General features: G+C 70.7%; 11 protein-coding genes. All 11 read left to right on the plus strand.

Translation table 11 applies throughout. From position 1 onward, the window contains the following. Window positions 1-5 precede the first annotated feature (5 nt). The 11 genes from ADL05_RS18560 (at window position 6) to ADL05_RS18610 (ending at window position 11,059) form a co-directional block, all read left to right on the plus strand. A complete protein-coding gene (locus tag ADL05_RS18560; RefSeq protein ID WP_156365918.1) occupies window positions 6-1,268 on the plus strand; it encodes a hypothetical protein in 1,263 nt (420 codons plus the stop codon). A 185-nt stretch (window positions 1,269-1,453) separates the two neighbouring features. Beyond that, complete coding sequence (locus ADL05_RS18565) at window positions 1,454-2,002, plus strand: hypothetical protein (RefSeq protein WP_053618255.1); 549 nt, start codon at window positions 1,454-1,456, stop codon at window positions 2,000-2,002. Window positions 2,003-2,857: 855 nt separating this feature from the next. Further along, on the plus strand, window positions 2,858-3,358 hold the full coding sequence (locus ADL05_RS18570; RefSeq protein ID WP_053618256.1) for a hypothetical protein: 501 nt from the start codon (window positions 2,858-2,860) through the stop codon (window positions 3,356-3,358). Window positions 3,359-3,436: 78 nt separating this feature from the next. Further along, on the plus strand, window positions 3,437-5,047 hold the full coding sequence (locus ADL05_RS18575) for a DNA cytosine methyltransferase (protein ID WP_231640808.1): 1,611 nt from the start codon (window positions 3,437-3,439) through the stop codon (window positions 5,045-5,047). Window positions 5,048-5,151: 104 nt separating this feature from the next. After that, window positions 5,152-6,054, plus strand: coding sequence for a hypothetical protein (locus tag ADL05_RS18580; protein ID WP_053618257.1), 903 nt, complete (start codon window positions 5,152-5,154; stop codon window positions 6,052-6,054). Between the two features lie 70 nt (window positions 6,055-6,124). Continuing rightward, window positions 6,125-6,550 (plus strand): hypothetical protein, encoded by a 426-nt coding sequence (locus ADL05_RS18585; protein ID WP_053618258.1) that lies wholly within the window; start codon window positions 6,125-6,127, stop codon window positions 6,548-6,550. A gap of 61 nt (window positions 6,551-6,611) precedes the next feature. Then, the gene (locus ADL05_RS18590; RefSeq protein WP_053618259.1) at window positions 6,612-7,304 is read left to right on the plus strand and encodes a hypothetical protein; all 693 of its coding nucleotides are present in this window, start codon (window positions 6,612-6,614) and stop codon (window positions 7,302-7,304) included. A gap of 82 nt (window positions 7,305-7,386) precedes the next feature. Then, entirely contained in the window at window positions 7,387-8,244 is an 858-nt protein-coding gene (locus tag ADL05_RS18595; RefSeq protein WP_053618260.1) for a phosphoadenosine phosphosulfate reductase family protein, read from the plus strand. A 142-nt stretch (window positions 8,245-8,386) separates the two neighbouring features. Further along, on the plus strand, window positions 8,387-9,592 hold the full coding sequence (locus ADL05_RS18600) for a hypothetical protein (RefSeq protein ID WP_053618261.1): 1,206 nt from the start codon (window positions 8,387-8,389) through the stop codon (window positions 9,590-9,592). Window positions 9,593-9,769: 177 nt separating this feature from the next. After that, window positions 9,770-10,423 (plus strand): hypothetical protein, encoded by a 654-nt coding sequence (locus ADL05_RS18605; RefSeq protein ID WP_053618262.1) that lies wholly within the window; start codon window positions 9,770-9,772, stop codon window positions 10,421-10,423. 270 nt (window positions 10,424-10,693) lie between these two features. Then, the gene (locus ADL05_RS18610) at window positions 10,694-11,059 is read left to right on the plus strand and encodes a hypothetical protein (protein WP_053618263.1); all 366 of its coding nucleotides are present in this window, start codon (window positions 10,694-10,696) and stop codon (window positions 11,057-11,059) included. The last annotated feature ends 2 nt before the right edge of the window (window positions 11,060-11,061 follow it).

Consider the following 11,061-nt stretch of genomic DNA (forward strand, 5'->3'; position numbering starts at 1 on the left):
ACCTCATGACAGACACCACGCCTTTGGATAACAAGCACGTCGAGAAACACCACGAACCTCTCAGTGAGGCGGCAGTGCAGACCACCACTGCCGGGGTGACCACGGGAAAAATCCTCGCCGCCGCAGTACAGAGCCTCAAGGCGCCCGATTCTAAACGAGGGTTCGATCCACGGGACGCTGCAAAGAAGGTCGCAGACCTCCTCAAGGCGATCCGGGACCTCTTCGGCAAGGGGAAGTCTACGGTCCAAGGCTTCCGCAAAGCTGTAGAAGAACGACGAGGAAGGGCAGAAGATAAGAAGAATGGACCAGATGAGAAGAAGGGGAAAGAGGAGTCGAACGGCAAGAATCGGGGCAAGTCATCCAAAGTTGACGATGCGTTGGCCCGAAAGGCCGTCGAGAAGATGATGCCGCACGTGGACATCGATGGTGCTGCCAAGGTGTGGGGGCTGTGCGCTCAGGAAGCTAAGGACCATCGCTTCGCCGAGCACGCCACGACGCTGGCTGAGGGCCGCATGCGCGAGCTCGATCCGGAGCTGATGAAGAGCTACGACGCGGCACGCAAGAACGGGGCCGATCGGGGCGAGGCGATGACCCAGGCGGTCAGCGCCCACCCTGCGGCGGGTGAGTCGTTCCGCGCCGCCATGGAGACCTACGACAAGAGCCGCCAGGGGGCCAAGGCCAACAGGCTGGAGGGGCACCTCCTGGACCAGGTCGACCAGGCCCAGCGCGCGCGTGCCGAACAGGGCAAGCCTGCTCTGTCGAACGACGAGCTCCGCAAGGAGTTCGGCAACCGGACCGACGCTGAGGGCAAGAAGGTCTATCCCAAGGAGATGGTCGACAACGTCTTCTCCGAGAAGTACAAGCCCGCCCCTGCGGTGCAGCAGGCCAAGTTCGACATCCAGGAGGATCGGGCGAGCAAGGCGTCTGCTGCTCCGAAATCGGCCTCCGCGGCCGCTGCCGGCCCCGCGCCCACCGGCCCCAAGCCAGCCACCCCGAAACCGGCCTCCGCGGCTGCCGCCGGCCCCAAGCCAGCCACCCCGAAACCGGCCTCTGCGGCTGCCGCCGGCCCCGCGCCCACCGGCCCCAAAACGGCCGCTGGCCCCAAGTCGGCTCCCGCGGCCGCCAAAGGCTCTCGCGGGAAGAGCGGGCACCGGCCTCGCCTCAGTGGAGGCAAGCCCAGGCCGAAGGCCCCCCATGTCGTAGGCGGCGGCCGTCCGCGCACGGGCACGGCCCCCGCACCCCTCCGGGGAGCAGGCACTGGTCGTTGATCACCGCCCGCGTCCCTGTCCCTGCGGGGCGCAGGGGCAGGGACGCGGGATCCACAAGCCCCAGAGGCTCCACACCACGCATCTGCGGTGTCTCACGGCCCCGGCCCCGCAGGGCATCGCGGCCCGGCACCGAGCGTGCCGCGTGTCTCCAGCGGGGCCATGGCCGCGCAGACCAAGATGGACGCGTGCCCCAGCGTCCAGCAGTCGGTGAACTCTACGATCCCCGGCGATCCCGCTACCCGGAAACGGCCTCGTGGAGACTGTCCCCGCAGCGGGAGGCCGAACTGCTGCTGTGCTTCAACGCCCCGGACCAGCACCTCATCACGGCGGTAGAGGGGCGCACTGGCCCGCCACGCTTCGCCCTGGTCGAGCAACCCGACGTCCTCATCCTGGCGGTCCGGTTCGAGGGCACCGGATGGATGGAAGGCGTCTGGCAGGCATCGCGCCAGGAGACCGAGTACCCGCCCGGCCTGCCTGCGGCAGGCGGACCTCTCCCCGTGGTCATCGACCTGGTCGACGCACTGAGCGGGGTGATCACCGCGCGGTCTGCCGTGACATGGCCGCCACCCTTCGCCACCGCAGTACGCCGTGCCATCGACACCCAGATCGCGGGTGCGCAGGACGACACCGCGGCCCAACGCGAACTCAACGCGCTCTACAGCCGCTACCCCACCACCGCGAAACTGGTACGCGAACGCGCCACTGCCACATGCTCAGGCGGCACACCCACCTGACTAGCGCGCACCCTCCCACGAGTTCCTGTTAGCCGCAGCGCCGTGGACCGCGGCCGCCATGTACGGCAGCAGCGGATACCCGAAGGAGCGACCGGCGCCGGCCCAGCCCTGACAGCGATCCGCATCAGGCCGTGCGCGCCTCCCTCCCCAGACTTCTCACCGCGGCTGCGCAAGAGCCTCCGGCGGGGAAGCCCCGAGCGGCCAAGATGGGGGAGGGGGAGCGCTGTCGGGTGCGGCACGGCGCGTGGCTGAGGTAGGGGGTGCCCCCATCCCGCCACCCGTCATCCGGTCACAGACCAGCACACCGCGCGGCGGCCAGCCAACCCCCGCCACGGCACCGGGCGCTGCGGCCTCCGCGCGCCGCCGCTCGTGCCTCACAGCGTCGCGCTCCACCCGGTCACCCGGCACCGCTCTGGGGGTCACGCCTCGCTGCGCTCGGTGGCAGACCGCCACGCGGCGCGCTTGCGCTACGCGCGGATGACGGGCGACGGGATGGGGGCACCCCGGGCGGGGCGCGGGGGCAGAGCCCCCGCGCCCCGCCCCCTTGCCTGCCCTGTTCCCAAAGGTCAGACCCAAGAAAGCCCAGATCAGAGCCCATATCAAGTTGCCACCGACCCCCCGAAGGGGCTAAACTGTACATAGAGCAGGAGGGAGGGGGAAGCCCCCCGAACTCCCACTCGGGAAGCGCTCCGTGCGCGTGGTTTTTGAGAACTCAACAGTGGAAAACGAGACACCCTCGCGCCCCAGACGCGCGGCCTCGTGGTCGGCCCCGCGCCACCCACGAGGCCGCCCCGGGCGGCGGGCCCACCACCCCGCCGCCCAACCCCGAATCACACACCGACCGCAAGGAGAACGATGGAGCACGAAACCCAGCTTCTCGACCAGCCGCACTGCGGCCCCGCCGGAGTCGCACCCTGGTGGCCGCCCCTCGAACCGCAGGACAGTCCGGTCATCATCCGCGCCGCCCGCACCCTGCACCTGATGGAAGCCATGGGCATGGAAACGGACCCGGAAGGGTTCGTGGCCAGGATCGAGGCCGCAGCCGAGGCCACCACCGGCTTCCCCAGGGAGGACATCGCCGCCGAAGCGGAGTTCATCGTCCTCACCGACGAGTGGGACACATGCGACATGGAGGCAACCCCGGCGGACCCGCGCGAGGACCTGTTGGCCGTGCCGATCGACCCCGCCCGCGTCCTGGCCGGACTCACACTGCTCAGCGGACAGACCCACCCCCCGCAGGTCCTGAGCGGCTGCCAGGCGCACCCGACCTCAGTGATCGCCGAGCTGCGCATGCAGGACTACGCGGAACTCCTCGCCGGAGTCCAGCACCTGCGCAACGCCCTGTGGACCGACTGAGCCAGACACCGCCCCCGGGCGGCGGGCCCACCACCCCGCCGCCCGACCCCGAACCACACACAGCAACGAGGAGTTTCCTTGCCCGTCAAGGTTCACAGCCGTGACGAACTGACCTACTTGGACGAGTTCTGCGGGATGGGAGGCAGCACCGCCGGGGCGACCCAGGTCCCCGGCCTGGTGCCGGTCTGGGCCGCCAACCACAACCAGCAGGCCATCGCGACCCACCGCGCCAACCACCCGGGCGTGGAGCACTACACCGGCGACGTGCAGAAGATCCGCGTCGCCGACGTCTTCCCCCGCGTCAAGGTCTACTGGGCCTCCCCCGCCTGCCCTGCCTGGAGCGACGCACGGGGCGTGAAGCGCACCTTCGACCGCACCAACCAGTTGGCTCTGTGGGGCGCCCCGATGACCGAGGAGGAGGCCAAGGCCACCCGATCCCGGGCGCTCATGGAGGAGGTCGTCAACTACCTGCGCGCCTGCAACGCAACCAACGACCCCGTGCTGGTCGGTGTGGTCGAGAACGTCATCCAGTGCCGCAAGTGGGACGAGTGGAACCGGTGGATCGGCGAGATCCGAGCCGAGGGCTACGAGGTGCGCGTGATCGCGCTCAACTCGATGCACGCACTAGCCCCGCGCTCCCCCCGGTGCCCGCAGTCGCGTGACCGGCTCTACGTCGCCTACTGGCACAAGAGCTTGGCCCGCACTCCGGAATTCGGGCGGTGGCTGCGGCCGGTGGCCTGGTGCCCGGACTGCGAGACCTACGTCCGGTGCATCCAGAGCTTCAAACGGAGCGGTGCGGACATGGGCCGCTACCGCGCCCAGTACGTCTACCGGTGCCCCCGCGTGAGCTGCCGCAACAGGGTCGTGGAACCCGAGGCGCTGCCCGCCTCAGCGGTCATCGACTGGTCCAACCCCGGCACCCCGATCGGGGAGCGCACCCGCCCGCTCAAGGACAAGACGCTGGCCCGCATCCGGGTGGGCATGGAGCGGTATTGGGAGCCGCTGCTGACCCCCACCGGGGGGACCTGGCGCAATGGCGCGGTACGGCTCGACCAGCCGATGCCCACCCGCACTACCCGCGAGAGTGACGGGCTCGCCGTGCCCCCGCTGGTGGTGCCGATGGAGGGCCGCGACGGTAAGCAGGCCACCACGGTCGAGGCGCCGATCCGCACCCAGACCTGTCGACAGGAGAACGCGGTGGCCTTCCCGCCGCCGTTCGTGACACCGCTGCGGGGCGGAGGCGACGCTCACAACGCCTACGGCGTCGACCGTCCGCTGCACACGGTCACGGCCGGGGGTTTCCACCACGGTCTGGCCACCGGCCCCCGGGGCGTCGACCCGCTGCTGGTGCAGTACTACGGCAAGGGGCGCACGCTCCCGGCCAGCGGTCCCATCGGGACCTTGCCCACCAAGGAGCGCTACGGCGTGGCTACCCCGCCCCCGGGCCCGGTGGACATCGACCGGGTGCTGTTCCGGATGCTCACGATCGAGGAGATCCAGCGGGCCATGGCCTTCGATGAGGCGTACCGGCTCCTGGAGTACTCCAAGCGCGATCAGGCCCGCCTTCTGGGCAATGCCGTGACCCCGCCCGCCGCCGAGATCCTGCTCTCCCCGCTGGTCGAGGCGATCACCGGCGAGTACCGCGAGTCCGGCTGGGACGCCTACGAGCGCATGGTTCTGGCCGCCTGACCAACACCCACGGGCGGACCACCCAGTCGGGTGGTCCGCCCACCCGGGGGCGGGCCCACCACCCCGCCCCCGTGCCCCGAACCGCACACGCGAGAAAGGCCGCGATGACCGTCTACCAGCTCCACCTGCTCACCCGTCACCACTGGACCGAGATCCGCCACGTGGGAGCCGAACAGGACCGTCTGCGCGAGCCATGGTTCTGTCTGGGCGACGAGGACATGATCCGGACCGTCCAGGTCGAGGGGCCCGACCCGCGCACCGCGACCCGGACCTTCATCACCGACGACGCGCCCATGCCGCCCATCACCTACGAGGCCGAAGGGCTCATCCCGGTGCCGCCGCTGGACCGCGTACAGGCCAGCGGCCTGTGCGGCACCGTCGAGGGCGCCGAAGGCCACGAAGACGGCTGCCTGCTCTACTGCGCGGTCGCCCACGACGGCACCATCGTGGACCAGGGCACCTACGACCACGTCCAACCGCGTTTGAGCGAGGCGACCACCCTGATGGCCGTCTCCAGCCGTGACCCGGGCGACCCCAGCGCTCCGCTGAACGCGGTCTGGGTCCCCAGGCGTATGCACATCCCCGGCGTCACCGGCCCCATCACCGGCCTGGTCAACGCGCTGGAGACCGCCACCGGGTTCCCCTACCTGATGTTCGACCGGTACGCGCTGCTGGCCTACCGGGACGCCCTGGCCGCCTACAACCCCACGGCCTTCTACGCCGAGCGGGTGATGCTGACCTTGCAGGTGTGGGACGAGACCACCGGCTACGTCGCCAAGAACATCGCGGATGCCACCGCCGAGGACCTCACCGGCTGCGGCCACAGCGTGTCCTGGCCCGGCGCCGCCCGGATCGGAAAAGAAGAGTTCGTCGGCCCGATCTTCACCGACGAAGTCCTGTATCTCCTGCCCGCGCCGCCGCACTCGGGTGGGTGGCGCTTCTACGACCCGTGCGGGGTGTGCGCCGGCCTCGACCACCGGCACCCGGCGTGCCGCCTGTGCGCCTGAACCCGACCTTGCGTTGAACCGTCCGGGCGCCCCCATCGGGGCGCCCGGCCCACACCCCGGAGAGGACCCGATGACCACCTCTGTCCAGGCCCGTGACCGGCGCGTCCGGGCCGTCGAGGAACTGGCCGCCGCCGTGGGCTGCGCCACCGACATCACCGGCCTGTCGGACCTGCTCAAGCGCGTCCTGGAACGCGCCGACGACCCCGACGTCGCTTGGGAAGCCGGTGGCCGCTACGACCTGCTCCTCATGGACGGTCCCCCTACGCCCGACCTGGAGTGGACGTTCTCCTACCTGGTCAACGAAGCGCGCTCGCCGCTGCTGGCCATCCAGCGCCGGACCTGGCTGAACGGCTGGCCCTGGCCTGAGGAGCTTGACCCGCTGGTGACGGCCGCCGAGTTCGCCACCGACCTGATGTGCGCGCTCACCGCCCGAGGCGCCGACGCCGAACGCACCATCGACCAGCTCGACAACGCCCTCTTCTACGCACACGACTGAACCGCCCGGCGGGCCCACCACCCCGCCCCGCACCCCGGACCACACACGACGAAGGGATCTCATGCCCGTACCCGAGACGACCGTGCTGGACGTGCTGCACAAGGCACTGGAGCACCAGGGGCTGCGCCCCAGGTTCTACGACTTCCGCCGCGAGAACTGTGTGCTGGTCACCGCCCAGGACGGCACCGTGATCGTCATCAACGACCCTGACGGCGACAACCTGCACACCCCGCTGTCCCAGTACGAAGGGTTGCTGGTCTGCCGCTACGGACACCACGTGGATCCCGACGACCCCGGGGCGACCGACACCGAGCATGAGCGCGTGGTCTTCAGCACCCCGGACTCGCTGCGCCACGCAGAGCTTCCCGCCGTCCTGGCCGACATGGCCGCGATGCTGCGCGCCGTGGTCGCCGAGGCGGCCCGCCCGCTGGAGGTGCCGCCGGTGAGCACCCTGCTCATCAACGCACTGGACCCCGTTGGCCTGACCGGCGAGTTCACGTCCCTGGGCGGGGGGACCACCGGCGTGTACGTCGACCTCAGGGACGGCACGCACCTGCTGATCACCGACCCCGAGGGCACCCGCATCGGCTACCCCGCCCGGGAGCACACCGGGCTGCTGGTCTGCCGCTACCCCGATGACGACCTCGGCTGCTGGGAGACCGTCTACGACTCCCGGTCCACCGACGCCGTCCGCGACGTGCGCGAGGCGGTCACCGCGATCACCACCGCCGCCCGGAGCCCGCTCCGGACCTGACCCACACCCCGGCCGGGGGCGGGCCCACCACCCCGCCCCCGGCCGCACACCCCGAACCGCACACCCGCTTCCGAAGGGACGCATGCCCACACCCCAGAACCGCCCCGCGCCGGCCACCATCACCTCGGGCCCGCTGCCGGACCCGGCCGACTACGACCTCGGGATGGCCCAAATATCGGCCGGGAAGGATTCTCAAGTCGCCCTCGCCCAGGCCGTGCATGCCTTCGAGCGCGCCGGAGTCCCCGAGCGGCTGATCGTCGTCCATGCCGACCTCGGCGACGCCGAGTGGGAGGACGCCCGCGCACTGGCGGCCGAGCACGCCCGCCACTACGACCGCGCGCTGCACATCGTGGGCCGCTACCGCGCCGACGGACAGGTCGAGACGATCCTGGAACGCAGCCAAGCGCGCGGCCGGTGGCCCGGCCCGAAGCTGGCACGGTGGTGCACCTCGGACCACAAGACGGCCCCAACCGCCAAGCTGATGACGGCCCTGGTCAAGGAGATGCGCGAGTCCGGCAAGGTCACCGGCCGACCGGTGCGCGTCCTCAACATCATGGGCATGCGCGCCCAGGAGTCCGGCGAGCGCGCCAAGAAGATCCCCTACCGGCACGACCAGCGCGCCAGCAACGGCCGCCGCCACGTCGACGTCTGGCTGCCCGTGCACGCCTGGTCGCTGCGCCAGGTCTGGGCAGGCATCAAGGCCGGGGGCACCCGCCACCACTGGGCCTACGACGAAGGGATGTCGAGGCTCAGCTGCACCTACTGCCCGCTGGCCTCCGCGAAGGACCTGCGCTGCGCCTACCGGCTCAACCCGGCCAAGGGCGACCGGTACCTGGAGATCGAGGAGCGCATCGGCCACCGCTTCCAGAACCACCGCTCCTTGGCCGACACCCTCGCGGGCGGCGACGAGCCCGCACACGGACAGCTCACCCTGTGCTGAACCCCTGATCCGGCCGCGCCAGGCACCACCCTGGCGCGGCTCCTCCAGCACACCTGACCAACGCTGATCGCACATCCCCGGGGGCGGGCCCACCACCCCGCCCCGCCCCGAACCACACATCGCGACACCCTCGGAGGAACTCGTGCTCGATCCGACCGCGATCCCGCCTGTCCCCGCCCACGTCGACCGTCCCGTGATCCTCAGCTACGGGCTCGGCGTCGACTCCACCGCCATCCTGCTGCGCTGGCTCAGCGAACCGGCCAGCCGCGACTTCCCGCTCAGCCACCTGACCGTGGTCGTGGCCCACACCGGAGATGAGTGGGCCAACACCGGCGCCCTGGTCACCGAGCACATCCTGCCGCGCCTGCGCGCGGCCGGTGTGCGCCTGGTCCAGGTCGCGCGCCGGGGCCCGTCCCTGGCGCGCGACGGCGTGGTCGTCCTGGACGACTCCCGCGCGCCGCGCACGCTCTACAGCCAGGGCACGTACAAGCTCTCGGACGAGATGTTCGCGGCGGGCACGGTACCTCAGACGGGAGGCACGCGTATCTGCTCAATCCACGCCAAAGGAGAGCCGAATGACCTGGTCATCGCGCACCTGGTCGGCAGCCGCCCATACCGGCACGTGCTCGGGTTCGAGTCGGGCGAGTGCCGCCGCGCCGACAAGGACCGCACCTACGACACCGACCAGCGGCACGGCGAGTACCCGTTGATCACCTGGAAGTGGGACCGCGCCGACTGTCTGGAGCGGATCTTCGCCGAGACCGGCCAGTGGTGGCCCAAGAGCGCATGCAGCTTCTGCCCCTTCTCACTGTCGAACCAGGAAGGCCGGGCGCGCACCCTGGAGCGGTTCACCACCGAGCCCGAACCGGCGTGCCTGGCGCTGCGGATGGAGCACACCGCCACCGCGCTCAACCCCCGCCAGGGGCTGCTGCCCACCGCGCGCCTGATCGACCTCGCCCGCGGCTTCCCCAGCATGGGCGCCACACTGGAGCGGTTCGCCGCCCAGGTCGCCGACGCCGAACACGCCCTGTACCGGGTGCGCCGCGTGTGGCCGCCCAAGCGCGAGGCACCCGCCCGCGCCGGGCGGGCCGCGCGCGCGGTGGAGATCATGGCCACCGGCAGCCGGGGGCGCATGCGCGCGCAGCTGGCCGCCACCGCCTTCGAGCACACCGTCCAGGTCGACATGAGCGACGCCGACCACCCCAGGGCGTGGGTCCAGCGCCGAAGCTCGGTGGCCGGCCCCGGAGCCGAGGAGTTCTACACCACCGCGCCGGCCACCGCCCGCCACAAGGTGGGGCGCACCTTCCCCAGGGCGTGGGCCGACCAGGCCCAACAGGCCCTGTTCTAGGCGCTATACACGTGTGGGGGCCGCCCGGCCAGCGGGCGGCCCCCACAACGAAAAGCGGCGGCCCGGGAAGTCCTTTCGGACCCACCACCCCGGAACCGCCTACCCCGAACCACCACACGCAACGGAGAACGTTGCGCACGATGACTCATCCACCAGCGTACAAGAAGGACCGAACCCATGAACCGCACCGCCGACCACGCCACGCGCCTTGCCTTCCTGCGCACCCACGACATCGACGACTCGGTCGCCGACGACCCCGCCTTCCCCGACGACGCGACCACGTGGGACGAGTGGTGCCTGCACCGCGCGAAGGCCGAGCGCATCACCGACCCCGAGCAGCTCCAGGCCCGCGCCGCCACCATCCGGCGGTGGCCCTACCGGAGCAACGACACGCCCAAGCCCCGGCCCGCCATTGCCTCCCCGCCCCCGGCACCGCGCGAGGACGGTCTCAAGCCCATCGCTCCCGCGATCCACTCCCGGCGTGAGCTGGATGCGTGGGCCGCGCAGCACGCTCCGCAGGGCCCGCAGCCCAATCCCGGTCTGGAGGCTCTGGCGGCGATGACCGAGCCCATGAGGCTGCCCGATATCGCCAAGGTCGTCGAGATGACGCCCCGGGACATCCGCCGGGAGCGCGAGCAGAGCGCCAAGCGGGTGGCCAAGGGCAAGCCCCGCAAAGTGGGCGGCGTTGTCGTGGAGTTCCCCGCCCCTGAGACCGGCCAGCCCGGCGACCGCGCCGCCACCTACCACCCGGCCAAGGTCGCCGCGTTCCTACGCACGCGCCCCGGCAAGGGACGCCGGACCGAGCCCGGGACCGCGCCACAGCAGGACTGAACACTCACCCGGGGACTGGCACGGTTTCCGGGTTGCACCACCACCCCCAAAGGGGCTAAACTGTACATAGAGCAGGAGAGGGAAAACACCAGCTCAGAGGCGCCACGTGCGCATGGTTTTTGAGAACTCAACAGTGGACAAACGAGGCACCCTCGCGCCCCAAGCACGCGGCCTCATGGGCGGCCCCGCGCCGCCACGAGGCCGCCCCAGGCGGCGGGCCCACCACCCCGCCGCCCAACCCGAACCACCGCAGCAGACAGGAGCGTGACCATGTACCTTCCCTTCATCCCCGAGGAGTTCGCGGGCTTTCGGTCCCTGGCCGACGACAACGGTTGGGAGAGCGGAATCGGGCGTGGCGACTGGTACCAGCACCTGGGGCAGAACCGCTGGGTCGAGTACTTCGGCGCCACCAAGCCGATCGTCGACGCGGACGGCGACATCACCGGCTGGGACGTACTGGAGACCTGGTGGAGCTACACCCACAGCGAGAACTGCCTGGGCCCTGGTCACTACGTCCTCGCGCACAAGGACTTCAAGCACCCCCGCCGCGAGATCAAGCCGCACTACGAGCAGCACCACGACCACCCTGAGCAGGAGAAGTGGGTTGGCCTGTTCGCCAGCCCCCGCCTTCCTTAGAC

The sequence above is a fragment of the Nocardiopsis sp. NRRL B-16309 genome (assembly GCF_001279585.1).
GTDB lineage: Bacteria > Actinomycetota > Actinomycetes > Streptosporangiales > Streptosporangiaceae > Nocardiopsis.

Coding starts and splice junctions, on each gene's coding strand:
- ADL05_RS18570 (WP_053618256.1), top strand. CDS start 2,858: ATGGAGCACGAAACCCAGCTTCTCGACCAGCCGCACTGCGGCCCCGCC.
- ADL05_RS18560 (WP_156365918.1), top strand. CDS start 6: ATGACAGACACCACGCCTTTGGATAACAAGCACGTCGAGAAACACCAC.
- ADL05_RS18595 (WP_053618260.1), top strand. CDS start 7,387: ATGCCCACACCCCAGAACCGCCCCGCGCCGGCCACCATCACCTCGGGC.
- ADL05_RS18585 (WP_053618258.1), top strand. CDS start 6,125: ATGACCACCTCTGTCCAGGCCCGTGACCGGCGCGTCCGGGCCGTCGAG.
- ADL05_RS18590 (WP_053618259.1), top strand. CDS start 6,612: ATGCCCGTACCCGAGACGACCGTGCTGGACGTGCTGCACAAGGCACTG.
- ADL05_RS18580 (WP_053618257.1), top strand. CDS start 5,152: ATGACCGTCTACCAGCTCCACCTGCTCACCCGTCACCACTGGACCGAG.
- ADL05_RS18605 (WP_053618262.1), top strand. CDS start 9,770: ATGAACCGCACCGCCGACCACGCCACGCGCCTTGCCTTCCTGCGCACC.
- ADL05_RS18610 (WP_053618263.1), top strand. CDS start 10,694: ATGTACCTTCCCTTCATCCCCGAGGAGTTCGCGGGCTTTCGGTCCCTG.